Annotated in this window: 15 protein-coding genes; 6 read left to right on the top strand and 9 right to left on the bottom strand. The window is 64.5% G+C overall.

The features are described from left to right. The first annotated feature begins 21 nt into the window (after positions 1–21). The 5 genes from NKI59_RS00755 (at position 22) to NKI59_RS00735 (ending at position 8,234) form a co-directional block, all read left to right on the top strand. Positions 22–780, top strand: a complete 759-nt coding sequence (locus tag NKI59_RS00755; protein WP_352701726.1) for a nucleotidyltransferase family protein — start codon at positions 22–24, stop codon at positions 778–780. Continuing rightward, on the top strand, positions 777–3,914 hold the full coding sequence (gene addB, locus NKI59_RS00750) for a double-strand break repair protein AddB (RefSeq protein WP_352701724.1): 3,138 nt from the start codon (positions 777–779) through the stop codon (positions 3,912–3,914). The genes NKI59_RS00755 and addB overlap by 4 nt, the downstream gene beginning before the upstream one ends. Next, complete coding sequence (gene addA / locus NKI59_RS00745; protein ID WP_352701721.1) at positions 3,911–7,423, top strand: double-strand break repair helicase AddA; 3,513 nt, start codon at positions 3,911–3,913, stop codon at positions 7,421–7,423. Before addB ends, addA begins: the two co-directional genes overlap by 4 nt. A 73-nt stretch (positions 7,424–7,496) precedes the next feature. Beyond that, a complete protein-coding gene (gene trxA, locus NKI59_RS00740; RefSeq protein ID WP_023677558.1) occupies positions 7,497–7,820 on the top strand; it encodes a thioredoxin in 324 nt (107 codons plus the stop codon). Between the two features lie 132 nt (positions 7,821–7,952). After that, positions 7,953–8,234, top strand: a complete 282-nt coding sequence (locus NKI59_RS00735) for a cupin domain-containing protein (RefSeq protein WP_254815949.1) — start codon at positions 7,953–7,955, stop codon at positions 8,232–8,234. A 48-nt stretch (positions 8,235–8,282) separates the two neighbouring features. Here NKI59_RS00735 and NKI59_RS00730 read toward each other — a convergent pair whose 3' ends face one another. The 6 genes from NKI59_RS00730 to NKI59_RS00705 all read right to left on the bottom strand — a co-directional run bounded on the left by NKI59_RS00730 (position 8,283) and on the right by NKI59_RS00705 (position 13,900). Beyond that, a complete protein-coding gene (locus tag NKI59_RS00730; RefSeq protein ID WP_352701719.1) occupies positions 8,283–8,702 on the bottom strand; it encodes a VOC family protein in 420 nt (139 codons plus the stop codon). 60 nt (positions 8,703–8,762) lie between these two features. Continuing rightward, entirely contained in the window at positions 8,763–10,088 is a 1,326-nt protein-coding gene (locus NKI59_RS00725; protein ID WP_352472565.1) for a bifunctional folylpolyglutamate synthase/dihydrofolate synthase, read from the bottom strand. Between the two features lie 62 nt (positions 10,089–10,150). Next, on the bottom strand, positions 10,151–11,077 hold the full coding sequence (gene accD / locus NKI59_RS00720) for an acetyl-CoA carboxylase, carboxyltransferase subunit beta (protein ID WP_023677562.1): 927 nt from the start codon (positions 11,075–11,077) through the stop codon (positions 10,151–10,153). Between the two features lie 37 nt (positions 11,078–11,114). Further along, on the bottom strand, positions 11,115–11,954 hold the full coding sequence (trpA, locus tag NKI59_RS00715) for a tryptophan synthase subunit alpha (RefSeq protein ID WP_023677563.1): 840 nt from the start codon (positions 11,952–11,954) through the stop codon (positions 11,115–11,117). A 2-nt stretch (positions 11,955–11,956) separates the two neighbouring features. Beyond that, a complete protein-coding gene (trpB, locus tag NKI59_RS00710; RefSeq protein ID WP_352576311.1) occupies positions 11,957–13,207 on the bottom strand; it encodes a tryptophan synthase subunit beta in 1,251 nt (416 codons plus the stop codon). A 33-nt stretch (positions 13,208–13,240) separates the two neighbouring features. After that, the gene (locus NKI59_RS00705) at positions 13,241–13,900 is read right to left on the bottom strand and encodes a phosphoribosylanthranilate isomerase (RefSeq protein WP_023677565.1); all 660 of its coding nucleotides are present in this window, start codon (positions 13,898–13,900) and stop codon (positions 13,241–13,243) included. 167 nt (positions 13,901–14,067) lie between these two features. On the opposite strand from NKI59_RS00705, the gene NKI59_RS00700 reads away from it, so the two are divergent. Next, a complete protein-coding gene (locus tag NKI59_RS00700; protein ID WP_023677566.1) occupies positions 14,068–14,286 on the top strand; it encodes a hypothetical protein in 219 nt (72 codons plus the stop codon). A 72-nt stretch (positions 14,287–14,358) separates the two neighbouring features. Here the strand turns inward: NKI59_RS00700 and NKI59_RS00695 are convergent, their stop codons facing one another. From NKI59_RS00695 to NKI59_RS00685, 3 genes are all read right to left on the bottom strand, one after another. After that, complete coding sequence (locus tag NKI59_RS00695; protein ID WP_352701717.1) at positions 14,359–14,784, bottom strand: hypothetical protein; 426 nt, start codon at positions 14,782–14,784, stop codon at positions 14,359–14,361. 3 nt (positions 14,785–14,787) lie between these two features. Beyond that, positions 14,788–15,546, bottom strand: coding sequence for a M48 family metallopeptidase (locus tag NKI59_RS00690; protein ID WP_352701714.1), 759 nt, complete (start codon positions 15,544–15,546; stop codon positions 14,788–14,790). A gap of 100 nt (positions 15,547–15,646) precedes the next feature. Beyond that, positions 15,647–16,135: a DUF2852 domain-containing protein gene (locus NKI59_RS00685; RefSeq protein ID WP_023677569.1), complete on the bottom strand. Its 489-nt coding sequence runs from the start codon at positions 16,133–16,135 to the stop codon at positions 15,647–15,649. Positions 16,136–16,258 lie beyond the last annotated feature (123 nt).

The following is a 16,258-nucleotide window of genomic DNA, read 5'->3' as shown; positions in this document are numbered from 1 at the left end:
AAGGCGTCGGATGAGCAGCCGATGCCGACGACCGCCATGGTGCTCGCCGCCGGCCTCGGCAAGCGCATGCGGCCGATCACCGACACCATGCCGAAGCCGCTGGTCAAGGTCGCCGGCAAGACATTGCTCGACTGGGGGCTGGACTGCCTAGCCGAAGCCGGCGTCGCCACGGCCGTCGTCAACGTCCATTACCTCCCGCAACAGATCGTGGACCATGTAGCCCGCCGCAGTGCGCCGAGAATCGTCATCTCGGATGAGAGCAGGGGCTTGCTTGACTCCGCCGGTGGTATCGTCAAGGCATTGCCCAGTTTAGGGGTGCCCTTCTACGTGCTCAACGCCGACACCTTCTGGATCGACAGCGGCGTCTCCAATCTCAGGCGTCTTGCCCTTGCATGGGAGGGCGCGACAATGGACATTCTGCTGATGCTTGCGGATCTCCAGTCGGCAACCGGACATAGCGGCGGCACCGATTTCCTGGTGGCGCCGGACGGCGCCTTGCGGCGTGCGAACAACGATCCGGCCGGCCTGATCTATGCCGGCGCCGCAATCGTCCATCCGCGCATCTTCAAGGATGCGCCGGCCGGTCCACACTCTCTCAACGCCTATTTCGATGCGGCAATCGCCGCCGGCCGCCTGTTCGGCATGAAAATGCAGGGCCACTGGATTACTGTCGGCACACCTGACGCGATCTCGCGGGCGGAAGCAGCGGTCGCCGCCGCGCTTGCCGGCACGCCCAATGCTGTTGCTGAGGCACCCGGCGCTCTTACCGAGTCGAAATGAGCGGCTCCCGCCGCGTTTTCTCGATCCCGCCCGGAGCGCCGTTCCTGCCGACGCTGGCCGAGGCGCTGCTTGCGGGGCGCTTGGTTCCCGGCTTCGCCTATGACGGCGATCCGCTGGCGCTGGCCGATCTCACCATCTATGTGCCGACGCGCCGTGCGGCGCGGGCGCTTCGCGGCGTCTTCGTCGATGCTCTCTCGCGCTCGGGAAGCCGCTCGGCGATCCTGCCGGTCATCCGCCCGCTTGGTGAGTTCGATGAAGATGAAGCCGCCTTCGAGGCAGGAGCTTCGGTCGCCATCGACCTTGCGCCGCCGATCGCCGCGGTCGAGCGTCTTCTGCTGCTTGCGCCGCTGGTGCGGGCGTGGAAACGCCGCCTGCCGGCACATGTCGCGGCATTGTTCGACGAGGAGATCGTCATACCGGCCTCCGCCGCCGACGCCATCTGGCTGGCGCGCGACCTTGCACGCCTGATGGATGAGATCGACACCGAAGGCACGGATTGGGCAAGGCTCGCCGACCTTGTAACCGGCAATCTTGCAGGCTGGTGGCAGGTGACACTCGACTTCCTGACCATCGTGACGGAGAACTGGCCGAACCTGCTCGAGGAACGCCATCGTTCCAATCCGGCCGCGCATCGTAATGCCCTGATAAGGCTGGAGGCGGCGCGGCTGAAGCGTAATCCGCCAGCCGGACCGGTGATCGCCGCCGGTTCCACCGGCTCCATTCCCGCCACGGCCGAGCTGCTTGCCGTGATCGCCGGTCTGCCCAATGGCGCCGTCGTGCTGCCCGGGCTCGACCGGGCGTTGGACGAGCCGTCCTTTGCCGCGATCACCACACCGGGCGCGCGCCCAGCCGTGCTTGGCCACCCGCAATACGGCCTGGCAAAGTTGATCGGCAAGATCGGCGTGCCGCGCGCCGATGTCGAGGAGATTGCTGTTGCGCCGCGACCGCTTGCGCTGCGCGCCGCACTTGTCGGCGAAGCGCTGCGCCCGGCGGAGACCACCGAGCTCTGGGCCGAGACGCGCGCCCGCTTTAGGGCCGGCGATATTGCCGAGGCCTTCGCCGATGTGACGCTTCTCGAAGCCGCCAGCGAACGCGACGAAGCCGTGGCGATCGCTGTCGCGCTCAAACAGGCCGTCGAACGGCCCGGCCGGCGCGCCGCACTCGTCACCGGCGACCGCGCTCTGGCGCGGCGCGTCTCAGTCGAGCTGCTGCGCTTCGGCGTTGCCGCCGACGATTCCGGCGGCACGCCGCTGATCAACACACCAGCCGCCAGCCTGCTCAGGCTGGCGCTTCAGGCAGCCTTCCGCCCGGGCGACCCCGTCGCCCTGCTGTCGCTGCTCAAACATCCCCTGCTTGGCCTCGGCCTGGAGAGGGCAAGCGTGCGCTATGCGGCCGAAATCGTCGAACTCGTGGGGCTGCGCGGCGGCACAGGGCGTCCGGACGTGGCGTCGCTGCCGCAGCTCTTCGACACCCGGCTCCTCGAATTCGACGGCGGCGGCAATCGCCGCCCACCCTTCTGGTGGCCGCGGCTTTCGGTCAGGCGCATCGAACAGGCGCGCGACCTGCTGATCCGGCTAACGGCCGCGCTGGCGCCGCTGGTTGCTTTTCGCTGCGACGAGAATGCCGATCTTGCCACCCTTGTGCGCGCCAGCGTCGTTGCGCTCGAAAGTCTCGGCCGCGCCGCTGACGGCAGCCTGAGCGAACTCTATGCGGGCGATGCCGGCGAAAAGCTCGCCGAGCTCTTGCGCGGGCTGGTCGCGGCCTCGGTGTCGTTCTCCTTCGCCGCTGACGAATGGCCTGACGTGATGGAGGCGCTGATCGCGCCCGAGACGGTCAAGCCGGCGCAGGGCACCGACAGGAACATCGCCATCTGGGGTGCGCTGGAAGCGCGGCTTCAGGATGTCGACACGCTGGTCGTCGGCGGGCTCAACGAAGGCGTGTGGCCGCGCAAGCCGGAGAGCGACCGCTTCATGTCGCGGCTGATGAAGACCGGCATCGATCTTGAACCGCCCGAGCGGCGCATCGGCCTTGCCGCCCATGATTTCCAGATGGCCATGGGCGCCAAAAAAGTGGTGCTGGCTCGCTCCGGCCGCTCCGGCGACGCACCGTCGGTACCTTCGCGCTGGCTGCAGCGCATCCTTACATTCGTCGGCGAGGACCAAGCTGCTGCACTTCGCCGGCGCGGCGACGAACTGCTTGCCTGGGCGCGTGCGCTCGATGCCGGCGAAAAGCAGGACTTTGCGCCGAGGCCGCAGCCGAAGCCGCCGCTCGCCGCGCGGCCGCACCACTTCTCGGTCACCGAGATCGAAACGCTACGCCGCGATCCCTATGCGGTCTATGCCAGAAGGATACTCGGCCTGATGCCGCTCGATCCGGTCATTCGCGATCCGGGCGCCGCCGAGCGTGGCACGCTGTTTCACGCCATTCTGCACCTCTTCTCGGCGAGGGTGGCCGACCCGCGCGCGCCGGAGGCGCTGGACGGGCTCATCGCCGCAGGCCGCTCCTGCTTTGCCGACGCGTCCCTGCCCGCCGATGTCGAGGCGGTGTGGTGGCCGCGTTTTGAAAAGCTTGCCGCCGGCATCATCGAATGGGAGCGCGGCCGGGCCGCCGCCGTGGCACGGCGGCACGCCGAGGAACGCGCCGAAAAGACCGGTGTCGGCCTATCCGGCGTGACCCTGTCCGGCTACGCTGATCGAATCGATCTGCTGGCTGGCGGCATGGCCGACATCCTCGACTACAAGACCGGCTCCTCGCCATCCAAAGCGCAGGCGCACACGCTGCTCGCGCCGCAACTGGCGCTGGAGGGCGCGCTGCTGCGTCGCGGCGCCTTCAAGGAGCTTGGCGCCTGTGAGCCGTCGCAACTGGCTTTCGTGCGGCTGAGGCCGAATGGCGAGGTGTTCGAAGAATCGATCCTCGAATACAACCGCAAGCCGCGAACCGCCGCCGATCTCGCCGAAGAGGCCTGGGCGAGGTTGGAAAAGCTGCTGATCCACTATGCCGACCCGACGACCGGGTATTTGTCGCGGGCGTTGCCGTTCCGCGAGGGTGAGACCGACGGCGATTACGACCATCTCGCCCGCGTGCTCGAATGGTCGGCCGGCGGCGATGCCGACGACGAGGGAGGAGAGGCATGAAAAAGGCCTACCCCATTCCAAGCGACACTGCCGCCAGCCAGGCAAGCGCCTCCGACCCGCGCAATTCCGCCTGGGTGTCGGCCAATGCCGGATCGGGCAAGACCCATGTGCTCGCCCAGCGCGTCATCCGGCTTCTGCTGCGCGGCACCGATCCGTCCAAGATCCTGTGCCTGACCTATACGCGTGCCGCCGCCGCCAACATGTCCAACCGGGTGTTTTCGACCCTGTCGCAATGGACGGCCCTGGGCGATACCGAGCTCTCGACACGGATAGAGGCGCTAGACGGCCGCCAGCCCGACCGCGAAACCATGCGCCGGGCGCGGCGGTTGTTTGCCGAGGCGCTGGAAACACCGGGCGGGCTGAAGATCCAGACCATCCACGCCTTCTGCGAATCGGTGCTGCATCAGTTCCCGCTGGAAGCCAATATCCCTGCGCATTTCGAAATGCTCGATCCGCAAATGGAGGCTTCGCTGTTTGCCGCCGCCCGCCGCGACATGATTTCGGGCGGCGTTGCAGGCGATGCGGCATTGTCCGAGGCCTTCGCCACCGTGCTGGAGCGCGGCGGCGAGCATGGGCTCGACGCACTGCTGGCCGAGATCGTGCGCAAGCGCGATGGTTTGCGTGCGTTCATCGCCGCGGCCGGCGGCGATGGTTTTCAGGCGCTGTTCGACGAGTTCCATTTCCGCGCCGGCCAGACGGCCGAAGGTATAGCCGCCTCGGTCTGGCCGCTGCCCGGCTTCCTGCCGGATTATCTCGTCACCTTTTCACGGGCGGCCGAGGCCGCCGATGCGCGCATCGTGCTGAACAATCTGCTGCCATACGCCCGCCTTGCCTTTGCCGAGGAGGATCCGGTACGTCGCCTGAATTTGCTCTCCAAGGCTTTCCTGAGGGCCGACGGCGAGCCTTACGATCCGGCAAAGACATTTAAAAGGGCATTGCTTGACCGGCTGCCCGATCTTGCCGAACGTTATCTGGCGGCGGTCGACGCCATTCTCGAAATCTCCGACCGGCTGGCCTTGTTCAGGATGCTGGAAGGCACGCGTGCGGCGCTGACCATCGCCGACTGGCTGATCGCCCGTTACGAGCAATTGAAGCGCGCCCGCGGCTTCCTCGACTTTAACGACCTGATCACCCGCACGGTCAACCTTTTGGCACGGCCCGATGCCGGCCCTTGGGTGCAGTACAAGCTCGACCAGGGCATCGACCACATCCTGCTCGACGAGGCGCAGGACACCAGTCCCGACCAGTGGGAGGTGGTCAAGCGGCTGGCAGAGGAGTTCTTTGCCGGGCTCGGCGCACGCGACGCGGTCCACCGCACCATCTTTGCTGTCGGCGACGAAAAGCAGTCGATCTATTCCTTCCAGGGAGCCGCCCCGGATTCCTTTGCCGACAGCCGGCTTTTGTTTGCCGGCAAAGTTAGATCCGCCGCCGCCGCCTTCGCCGATCTCAAGCTGACCTGGTCGTTCCGCTCGACCGAAGATGTTCTTGCCGCCGTCGACCGGGTCTTTGCCGACCCGAACGTGCGGCGCGGCATCAGCCACGATCCTGATCCGCTCGACCACAAGGCGATCCGCACCGATGCGCCGGGTCATGTCGAGGTCTGGCCGTCGATCGGCGCCAACGTCGTCGACGAACCAGACGATTGGACGCAAGCGGTCGACCATGCCCACGCGCCGGCAGTCCGCGTCGCTGAAAACGTCGCCGCAACGATTGCCGGCTGGATCGGCAACGGTGAGGTCATCGAAGGCCGCGGCAAGAAACTCCGCCCCGGCGACGTGCTGGTGCTGGTGCGCAAGCGCGATCGCTTCGTCCATGCGCTGACGCGGGCGCTGAAGCGCCGCGACATTCCGGTGGCCGGCGCCGACCGGCTCAGCCTGCCCGGCCACGTCGCGGTGAAAGACCTGATCGCACTTGGCCATTTTCTCATCCAGCCCGAGGACGATCTGTCGCTGGCCGCCGTGCTGCGCAGCCCGATCTTCGATGTTTCGGAAGAGCAGCTTTTCGCGCTTGCTGCCCAGAGGCCGTCGGGCGTCTCGCTGATCGCCTCGCTGCGCCGGCATGTCGGCGAAAGCGAGGCGTTGGCCGCAGTCGTCAGCCGGCTCGACACATGGTCGAACGAGGCCGCATTCAAGCCGGTGTTCGAATTCTATGCCGCAGCTCTCGCCCGCGACGGCCTGCGCAAGAAGATGATCGCGCGGCTCGGTCCGGAGGCCGGCGATATCCTCGACGAATTCCTGAATTTCTGCCTGGCCGAGGAGCGAACCGGCCTGCCAGGGCTGGAATCCTTCCTGTCGACGCTGGAAAACGCCGGCCCCGAGATCAAGCGCGAAATGGACCAGACCCGCGACGAGGTTCGCGTCATGACCGTGCATGCCGCCAAAGGCCTGGAAGCGCCGGTGGTATTCCTTGTCGATGGCGGCTCCGCGCCGTTCAGCGACCAGCATCTGCCGAGATTGATGCCGTTCGAAGGCTCGGGCGACTGCTGGGAGGGCAAGGGCTATCTCTGGCGTTCGGCCAGCGATGTCGCCAATGGGTTTTCACGCGCCGCATCGGCCCGCGCCCGCGAGCTCGCCGATGACGAATACCGCCGGCTGCTCTATGTCGGCATGACCCGCGCCGAGGATCGGCTGATCGTCTGCGGCTACCATGGCAAGCGGGCGCCGAATACCGGCACCTGGCATTCGATCGTCAGCCGCGCACTGGTCGGTGCCGCGGAGAGCGAAGAACGCCGGCATCCCGCCACTGGCGAGACCGTGCATCGTTTCCAGGTGACGAAACTGCCGCCCATGCCACTGGCGGCAGTGAATGAGGCACGACAGGCGGAACGCTTTGCACCACTGCCTGAAACCCTGTTCCGGCCTCTGCCGCCCTTCGAGGAATTGCCGCGGCCGCTCTCGCCGTCCGGCGCCTCGGTGCTGATCGACGAGGCGCGGCAAGCGGTGGCCGACACGCGTTCGCCGGTACTGGATGCCGACGCCGAGCCCGGCTTTGCCGTCATGCGCGGTCTGGCGCTGCACAAATTGCTGCAGATGCTGCCCGGCATCGCCGAGGGAAAACGCCGGGATGCCGCCGAACGCTATCTGGCAAGAGCCGGCGCGGAATGGCTCGACGACGAGCACGACAAGGCCTTGGCTGGCGTTTTCAGAATTCTTGCCGACAGCCGCTTCGCGCCGCTGTTTGCGCCAAACTCGCGCGCCGAAGTCGCCATCATGGGCAGCCTGGAGGTAAGGGGCAAACTGCGCTCGATTTCCGGCAAGATCGACCGGCTGGCAGTAACGCCGGACAAGGTTTCGATCGTCGACTACAAGACCAATCGGCCAGCGCCAGCTACGCTCGCCGAAGTGCCGCAAGCCTATGTTCTGCAGCTCGCACTTTATCGCGCGCTGCTTCAGCCGCTCTATCCGGGACGCGAGGTCTCGGCGGCGCTGCTGTTCACCGAGGCGCCGCGGCTGATCGAGCTGCCGGCGGCGGCCTTGGACGATGCGCTTGCTAGACTCACGGGAGCGTGACACAACACTTGCTTGAAGACGGACGCGATCACCACCACATTTGGTGCGACGAACAAATCGAAAGGATCTCAGCATGGCCACCGTCAAGGTCGACAAGAGCAATTTCCAGGCCGACGTGCTCAACGCCAAGGAGCCGGTCGTGGTCGATTTCTGGGCGGAATGGTGCGGCCCGTGCAAGATGATCGCCCCGGCGCTCGAGGACATCGCCATCGAACTCGGCAGTAAGATAAAGATCGCCAAGCTCAACATCGACGAGAATCCTGAGCTGGCCGCGCAGTTCGGCGTACGCTCGATCCCGACGCTGATGATTTTCAAGGGCGGTGAAGTCGCCGACATGAAGGTCGGTGCTGCGCCGAAAACGGCATTGTCGCACTGGATCAACGGCAGCCTCGCCTGATCCGATCAAAATTTTGCAGAAAAGCCCGGCCTCGCGCCGGGCCTTCTTTTGCTGGCGTCATTGGTGGGCCGCTCTGGCACTCGCGGCTTGCCGCCCGGTATTCTTCTCTTCTGAATTCAAAGGAGAAGCGATATGACCGGATCCGCCAAGGCCACCGTCTTCATCGACAATGAGCGCGTCATCGTCACCGAATACCGCTTCGCCCCGGGAGACAACACCGGCTGGCATCGCCATGGCCACGACTATGTGATCGTGCCGTTGACCGACGGCAAGGTGAAGCTCCTGACCAAGGATGGGGAATCCTTTGCCGAGATGAAGAAGGGCTCGCCGTATTTCCGCAACGAGGGCGTCGAACATGACGTCATCAGCGCAAACGATGGCGAATTCGCCTTCATCGAGGTCGAGCTGAAGTAGTCCACCAACGCATCGGCTGCGCCGCCACAATTGTCCGGCGAGGCGCGATCACCAATCCGCGATACGATCGCCGCCGACGAATTGTGCGCTTTTCTCAGTATATTCAAACAGTTCGATCTTCACGCCGTTGGGGTCGCGGATCCAAGCCTGGTAGGTGTCATCGCACGCGCGTTTCTTTGAAGTGACATCAACGCCCTTTGACCTCAGATGGGCGATCGCGGCATCGATGTTTTCCACTTCGAGGCAGAAGTGGTTGATCTGGTTCCAGTCGCTATAGCTCGCGCCGTCTTTCTGGAACACCTCGACATGGCTGCGGCTGCCGCAATTGAGGTAGAAGCCGAAAATCTTGCCGTCGCGCAGGAAATTGAACTGGGTGTCCATGCCGAGGACGTTCCGATAGAAGCTTCGCGTCATCTCCAGGTCATTCGCGAAAATGCAAACGTGAGCGAGCTGCTTTACCTTGATCATGATTGGCTCCTCGCGGTGGTCTGATAAGTGTGGCGTCACCGTGGCCGGCTGAAGCACGCCTCAAACCGGCGGCGTGCCGTTTTCGGCCAATACCGCGCCGGCCAGGTAAAGTGACCCGCCAATCAGGATGCGCGGCGGCGGTCCGTCCCATGTGTCGCGCAGCAGCATCAGTGCGTTTGCAACGGAACTAACCGGTTCGGCCGACAAGCCTGCCTCGATGGCGCGGGTCGCCAGTTCGTCGTTCGGTACGCCGGCGTCGCTCAGGCTCACCGGCACGGTGTAGACGTGCCGCACCAGCCCTTTGAAGGCGCGGAAATAGCCGCTTTGGTCCTTGGTGTTGATCATGCCCGAGATCAGGAACAGCGGCCGCGGGTTCTTTTCCTCCTGCTCGGCCAGGGCCTCAGCGACGACCACGCCGGCGCCGGGATTATGGCCGCCGTCGAGCCAGATGTCGGCGCCCTTCGGCGCCAGTTCGCTCAGCCGTCCTTGCGGCAGCTTTTGCATGCGGCCCGGCCAGGCAACATTCGCCATCGCCTTCTCGGCAGCGCGGTGGCTGATCTCGAAGCCCGCCGCCTTGACCGCCGCGATCGCCGCCGCCGCATTGGCGAATTGATGGCGCCCCGGCAGGCGCGGCGGCGGCAGGTCCATCAATCCGTCTTCGTCCTGATAGACCATGCGGCCGTTTTCCTCATAGGCAAGGAAATCCTGGCCATAGACGAAGGCGGGGCAGTCGAGCCGCTCGGCGGTTTCGATGAGCACCTGCTGGGCCGTCTCGCTTTCCTGCGCGCCGATGACGACCGGGCATCCGCGCTTGATGATGCCGGCCTTTTCGGCGGCGATCAGCTCGACGCGGTCGCCGAGATAGGCTTCGTGGTCGAGCGACACCGGCATGATCACCGACACGGCCGGTTCGGCGATGACATTGGTGGCGTCGAAGCGGCCGCCAAGGCCAACCTCGAGGATGACGGCATCGGCCGGATGTTCGGAAAACAGCAGGAAGGTGACGGCGGTGAGGATTTCGAAGACGGTGATCTTCTGGCCTTGATTGGCTTTGGCGACGCGGGCGATGGCTTCGGCGAAGACCTTGTCGTCCACCAGCCTGCCGCCGCCATCTGCGGCCAGCCGGTAGCGCTCGTGCCAGTTCACCAGATGTGGCGAGGTGTGGACGTGGACGCGGTAGCCGGCGGCTTCGAGCAGCGCCCGTGAAAAAGCAGCACAGGAGCCCTTGCCGTTGGTGCCGGCGATGTGGATGACCGGCGGCAACTGGTCTTGCGGATTGCCGAGGCGCTCGAGCAGCCGCGAAATGCGGTCGAGCGAAAGGTCGAAGCCCTTCGGGTGAAGCGCCATCAGGCTTTCGATTTCGCGGTCGGCGGCAAGCGTGGTCATGAAGGAATCCTACGCGCGCGCACAACGGCACACAACAGCCGCTCGCGCCGCGTGATGTCGCGTCAGGCTTGCGGCCGGGCTTCGGCCGGTATCGCCACCGGCGGCAGGATTTCCGGCTCCCGCGGGTTTTGCTCTTCCGGCAGCTTGAGCAGCATTCTCAGCAGCCGCGCAACCGTCTGGCGCATCTCCAGCCGCGACACCACCATGTCGACCATGCCGTGTTCCATCAGATATTCGGCGCGCTGGAAGCCGTCGGGCAGCTTTTCGCGGATGGTCTGCTCGATGACGCGCGGTCCGGCAAAGCCGATCAGCGCCCCGGGCTCGGCAATGTGCACGTCGCCCAGCATGGCGTAGGAGGCGGTGACGCCGCCGGTTGTCGGGTTGGTCAGGACGACGATGTAGGGAAGGCCGGCCTCCTTCAGCCTGTCGACGCCAATCGTGGTCCGCGGCAGCTGCATGAGCGACAGGATGCCTTCCTGCATGCGGGCGCCGCCGGAGGCCGCAAACAGGATCAGCGGCCGCTTGCGCTGCAAGGCGACCTCGAAACCATGCACGATGGCGTCGCCGGCCGCCATGCCGAGCGAGCCGCCCATGAAGGCAAAATCCTGCACCGTCACCACCACCGGCAGGCCCTCGACCGTGCCCAGCGCATTGATGATGGCATCTTCCATGCCGGTCTTGGCCTTGGCATCCTTCAGCCGGTCAATGTAGCGCTTTTCGTCGCGGAACTTGAGTGGATCCTGAACGACCTTGGGGTTTTCCAGCGTCTCGTATTTGCCGTCGTCGAGGAAGAATTTCAGCCGTTCCTTTGCCGATATCTTCATATGATGGCCGGAGGACGGAATGACGAACTGGTTCTGCTCCAGATCCTTATGGAACACCATTTCACCGGTCTCGGGATCCTTGATCCACAGGTTTTCCGGCATGTCGGTGCGGCGGCCGAGCATCGAATTGATCTTCGGACGGACGTAATTGGTGATCCAGTTCATCGCTTCGGCTCCTGTCCCTTAAGAAGACGTAGGAAGATTATTCGGCGGCAGCAAGGCGAGCCGCGCGAACCCCTTGCGAAAGCCCGCTGACCAGCGTGGCGACGGCCTCGGCCGGATCGGCGGTCTTTTCGCCCTTCGGCCCGAGCACGTTGGCGACGGCATTGACAATCGCGGTGCCGACAACGACGCCGTCGGCCGACGCGCCGATGGTGCGCGCCTGCTCGGCGGTCTTGACGCCGAAGCCGACGCAGACCGGCAGGTCGGTATGGCTCTTGATGCGCTTGACCGCTGCCGCCACCTTGCCGGTGTCGGCCAGCGCCGAACCGGTAATGCCGGTCATCGAGACGTAGTAGACGAAACCCGACGTGTTCTGCAGCACCTTGGGCAGGCGCTTGTCGTCGGTGGTCGGCGTCGCCAGCCGGATGAAATTGATGCCGGCCTTGAGTGCCGGGATGCAAAGCTCCTCGTCCATCTCAGGCGGCAGGTCGACGACGATCAGCCCGTCTATACCGCTGGCCAGCGCATCGCTCAGGAAGCGCTCGACGCCGTAGATGTAGATCGGATTGTAATAGCCCATCAAGACGATCGGGGTTTCACTGTCGCCGGCGCGGAATTCCGAGGCCATCTTCAGCGTTTTGACCAGTGTCTGGCCGCCCTTCAGCGCCCGCAGGCCGGCCGCCTGGATCGCCGGGCCGTCGGCCATTGGATCGGAAAACGGCATGCCGAGCTCGATGATGTCGCTGCCGGCGCCGGGCAGCGCCTTCATGATCGACAGGGAGGTGTCGTAGTCCGGGTCGCCGCCCATGAAATAGGTGACGAGTGCCGGTCGACCTTCGGCCTTCAGCTTTGCCATGCGGCGGTCGATGCGAGTGGCCATGATCAGATCTCCATGCCCAGCATATTGGCCACTGTGTGCACGTCCTTGTCGCCACGGCCGGACAGGTTGACGATGACGATCTGGTCCTTGTCCATATCAGGCACGATCTTCACCGCCTGCGCGATGGCATGGGCCGATTCCAGCGCCGGAATGATGCCCTCGACGCGTGTCGTCAGCTGGAACGCCTCCAGCGCCTCGTCGTCGAGGATCGGCACATAGTCGACGCGGCCGGAATCGCGCAGCCATGAGTGCTCCGGCCCGACGCCGGGATAGTCGAGGCCGGCCGAGATCGAGTGGCCGTCCATGATCTGGCCGTCGGCGTTCTGCAGGAGGTAGGTGCGGTTGCCATGCAGCACGCCGGGCGCGCCGGCACTCATCGAGGCGCAATGCTCGATGCCGTCGAGCCCGCGGCCGCCGGCTTCGACGCCGATGATGCGCACCTGCCTGTCATCCAGGAAGGGATGGAACAGGCCGATGGCGTTCGAGCCGCCGCCGACACAAGCGATGATGGTGTCCGGCAGCCGGCCTTCCTGCTCGAGGATCTGGGCACGCGCCTCGGTGCCGATCACCGACTGGAAGTCGCGCACCAGCTCCGGATAGGGGTGCGGGCCGGCGGCGGTGCCGATCAGGTAATAGGTATCCTCGACATTGGTCACCCAATCGCGCAGCGCCTCGTTCATGGCGTCCTTCAGCGTGCCGTGGCCGGCGGTCACCGGCCGCACCTCGGCGCCCAGAAGCTTCATGCGAAAGACGTTGGGGCTTTGCCGGGCGACATCGGTTGCACCCATATAGACGATACAAGGAAGCCCGAAGCGCGCCGCCACTGTAGCGGACGCGACGCCATGCTGGCCGGCGCCGGTCTCGGCGATGATCCGCGTCTTGCCCATGCGCTTGGCGAGCAGGATCTGGCCGAGGCAGTTGTTGATCTTGTGCGAGCCAGTGTGGTTCAGGTCCTCGCGCTTGAAATAGACTTTTGCGCCGCCCCCGAGGCCCTTAGCCGCGGAAACCCCGCGAAGATGCCGGGTAAGGCCTTCGGCGAAATAGAGCTTCGAAGGCCGCCCGGCGTAATGCGTCGAGAGATCGGTCAGCTCGGCCTTGAAATCCGGGTCGTTCTTGACCTCGTTCCAGTGCCGCTCCAGCTCGAGGATCAGCGGCATCAGCGTTTCGGCAACGAAACGACCGCCAAAAATGCCGAACATGCCCTGCTCGTCGGGGCCGGTGCGGAAGGAATTCGGTATCGCCGGCTTATCCATCGCCGATCTCCTGGTCTGCGGTTTGAAGCGTGGTCAGGCGGCGCGGTTGTCGCGTGCTGCCCCGACGGCCCGGAAAAATTGTTCGATCAGCGCCGGTTCCTTGACGCCCGGCGCGCTTTCCACGCCCGAAGAAATATCTATTCCGGGCGGGTTCACGAGCCGAACGGCGTCGCCGATATTTCCAGCATTGAGCCCACCGGAAAGCATGTAATCGACGCCGGCGTCAAGGCCGGCAAGAATGCGCCAGTCGAAGGCAAGACCGTTGCCGCCCGGCAATTCCGAATTCCTAGGCGGCTTGGCATCGAACAGAAAGCGGTCGGCAATGCCGACGAAGGGTTTTACCTGCTCGAGATCGGCAGCCTCGCTGACCGGCAGCGCCTTCATCACCGGCAAGCCGTAGCGCGCCTTCACCTCGGCCACCCGCTCAGGGGTTTCGGCGCCGTGAAGCTGCAGCATGTCGGGCTGCATTTTTTCGACGATCTCATCCAGAAACGCGTCGCCGGCGTCGACCGTCACCGCAACCGCCTTGGCCCTGCCGCGCGCCGCTTCGCGCAGGCGGCCAGCTTCCGCCGGCTCGACATAGCGCGGGCTTTTGGCAAAGAAAATGAAGCCGACATGGCTGGCGCCGCCGGCCAATGCCGCGGCCAGTGCCTTGTCGGTCTTCAACCCGCATATCTTGATGTCGAGCGCCATGGCGCGGGATTGGCACGAAACGGCCAAAGAGTCGAGAAAAAGCATCCTGTTTGCCGCCAGCGCGGAACGCGCTACCTTGCTAATGTAAGAGCGCAACGCGCTACCTTGCTAATCTAAGAACGCAACGCGCTGCCTTGCTCAGGCACAAAGGCGGGAGAACAAAGATCATGCCGGAAAAGACCGTCGCGGAACTCAGGCAAAAGCTGGCGCAGGCCCATGAGGTCATCGCTCATTTGATGGACAAGGCCGCCTTCAACGGCGCCGAGGCGCACCGGGCGCTGGCTTATTTCAGCAACGATGGCTTTGAGAAGGATTTCCTGCCCTGGCCGCGCCACGCCGACGAGGGGCTGCGGCCGGAGGAGTTGAACGCGGCCAATGACGATTGAGCAATTAAGCCCTGATCAAAAGCGCACTCTGTCAATGGAGTGTTCCTCCTCTCAACGCGCAACTTAGGTTGTTCATGGCCTCCAACGGAAAGTCATGTTTGCGCCAGTTTTCCTTGTAACCTTGAGGCCATGTGTGTTCAAAACCTCACGCGCGGCACTGAGAACTGCTTCTGCGAACTCTCGCAACCCGCATGTGGCTTCAAGTTTCACCTCGCCGAAGTCGTCTGGCTCGTCAGACCAGATTTCTGAAAATTCCAGTATCTGCACTCTGACAAAAGCGCCTTCTGGCACCAGGACGAAGCGATACTCACCGGGCTCATCACAGAAGCGTGCGACCGAATACCTGGTGCCTTTCAGCGCGTTCAGCGTGGCGCCAAGCAACTCGTTGAGGGCATCGCCCAGATAAGACGCCGCCACGGTCGCCTGAAGGTCCCCAACCGTGACATCGCACATCGCCCAGCCCGCTCCAATCAGCCGGTATTCCATCCGCGCAGGCATCAATCACTCGAACGCGATCGCCTGCAGCGCGCCGCCATTGCGCTTGAGCCAGTCCTTGCAGCGCTCGGTGTCCGGGCAAAGCTGCTCGCATAATTTCCAGAATTTCGGGCCGTGGTTCATCTCCTTGAGGTGCGCCACCTCATGCGCGACGAGGTAGTTTATCACCGGCCGCGGCGCCATCATGATGCGCCAGGAAAACGACAGATTGCCGTCCGACGTGCAGGACCCCCAGCGGCTCGACGTATCCTTGAAGCGGATCGCCTTGGCCCGCTTGCCAATCGCCGCGCTGTGCTTCGTCACCAGCGCCTCGATCTCGCGCTTGGCTTCGCGCTTCAGGAAATCGGCGATGCGGCGCGGCAGATGCACGCGTTCGCCATGCACGATCATCAGCGGTCCGCGCTCGTCGCGCGACAGCGTGACGGTTCCGCGTTTCGACGGTTCATGGACGATGCGATGCGGCACACCGCGCACCGGTACCTTGATGCCGGGCCGCACCTGTGGCCGGTTGGGTACCTTGGCCAGCCTTTGCACCAGCCAGTCCTGATGGCGGTCGAGGAATTTTTCCACCTCGCCGCGGCGCAGCCCCGGCGGCACGGTGATGCGCAGGCCGCGGCCGCCGGAGTCGATGCGCAGCGTCAGGCGCCGCGCCCGGTCGTTCTCGACGATCTTGAGCGGCAGCGTGCGGCCGGCAACGCAATGCTCGCGCTCCACGACGGGCGTGGGCTTGGGTTTCGCCGGGGTGCGGAAGAAGCCGAATGACATGCCGGGACGATACGCGATTCGAGGGAAACGAATAGAACAAAAAAGAAACGGCGCCGCTGACGCGACGCCGTTTTTGAATTATTTATCGGGGCAAGGACCTTTACTCGTCGAGCAGGCCTGGCGTGGAATTACCGCCGCGTTTGTTGTTCGTCGTCGAGCCGGTTGACCCACCGGTCGTGGGCGACGTCGACTTGTTGCGGTTGGCCATGAAGCGGTCGAACTCTTCCTGGTCCTTGGCGCGGCGCAATTCGCGGGCATATTCGTCGAACTCGCTCAGCATCTCGTCGAGCTTGCGGCGTTCCTCGGCAAGCCGCTCGAGTTCCTTTTCGCGCCAGTCGTCGAAAGCGACGTTGCCGGTGCGGGCGGAGCCATGGCCCCAGCGCGCGGCCTTGTCGGACCCGCGGCGGCAGCCGGCGAAGATGCCGTCTGTGGCGCGATTGACGTCACGCTTGAAGCCCTCGAGCCGGTCGCCCCAGATGATGTAGGCGAGCATGGCGAAGCCGAGCGGCCAGAACACCATGAACCCGATCACCATCAACGCGATGGTCGCCGGCGTCCAGGCCGGACGGATCAATGCAGATGTGTTCATTTCTCCCAATCCTTCAGTTGGAGACAGCCAAATCCGGCTGCGTGAAATCGAAATGGGATGGAGAAAACGGCGATTCAAGACAGCGACCGCCAAAACCGGACAAGCGGCTGAAATGATTATCGC

The sequence above is a fragment of the Mesorhizobium sp. M0598 genome (genome assembly GCF_040320865.1).
Lineage (GTDB): Bacteria > Pseudomonadota > Alphaproteobacteria > Rhizobiales > Rhizobiaceae > Mesorhizobium.
The sequence above is the reverse complement of the archived record's forward strand: the minus strand, read 5'-3'. Positions and strand labels throughout refer to the sequence as shown.

Bases quoted from the DNA above. Each gene is read 5' to 3' on its own strand.
- NKI59_RS00705 (WP_023677565.1), bottom strand. From the start codon at position 13,900: ATGGCGCTCGACATCAAGATATGCGGGTTGAAGACCGACAAGGCACTG.
- NKI59_RS00695 (WP_352701717.1), bottom strand. From the start codon at position 14,784: ATGCCTGCGCGGATGGAATACCGGCTGATTGGAGCGGGCTGGGCGATG.
- addB (WP_352701724.1), top strand. From the start codon at position 777: ATGAGCGGCTCCCGCCGCGTTTTCTCGATCCCGCCCGGAGCGCCGTTC.
- NKI59_RS00725 (WP_352472565.1), bottom strand. From the start codon at position 10,088: ATGACCACGCTTGCCGCCGACCGCGAAATCGAAAGCCTGATGGCGCTT.
- addA (WP_352701721.1), top strand. From the start codon at position 3,911: ATGAAAAAGGCCTACCCCATTCCAAGCGACACTGCCGCCAGCCAGGCA.
- NKI59_RS00700 (WP_023677566.1), top strand. From the start codon at position 14,068: ATGCCGGAAAAGACCGTCGCGGAACTCAGGCAAAAGCTGGCGCAGGCC.
- NKI59_RS00755 (WP_352701726.1), top strand. From the start codon at position 22: ATGCCGACGACCGCCATGGTGCTCGCCGCCGGCCTCGGCAAGCGCATG.
- trpA (WP_023677563.1), bottom strand. From the start codon at position 11,954: ATGGCCACTCGCATCGACCGCCGCATGGCAAAGCTGAAGGCCGAAGGT.
- trpB (WP_352576311.1), bottom strand. From the start codon at position 13,207: ATGGATAAGCCGGCGATACCGAATTCCTTCCGCACCGGCCCCGACGAG.
- NKI59_RS00730 (WP_352701719.1), bottom strand. From the start codon at position 8,702: ATGATCAAGGTAAAGCAGCTCGCTCACGTTTGCATTTTCGCGAATGAC.
- NKI59_RS00685 (WP_023677569.1), bottom strand. From the start codon at position 16,135: ATGAACACATCTGCATTGATCCGTCCGGCCTGGACGCCGGCGACCATC.
- accD (WP_023677562.1), bottom strand. From the start codon at position 11,077: ATGAACTGGATCACCAATTACGTCCGTCCGAAGATCAATTCGATGCTC.
- trxA (WP_023677558.1), top strand. From the start codon at position 7,497: ATGGCCACCGTCAAGGTCGACAAGAGCAATTTCCAGGCCGACGTGCTC.
- NKI59_RS00735 (WP_254815949.1), top strand. From the start codon at position 7,953: ATGACCGGATCCGCCAAGGCCACCGTCTTCATCGACAATGAGCGCGTC.
- NKI59_RS00690 (WP_352701714.1), bottom strand. From the start codon at position 15,546: ATGTCATTCGGCTTCTTCCGCACCCCGGCGAAACCCAAGCCCACGCCC.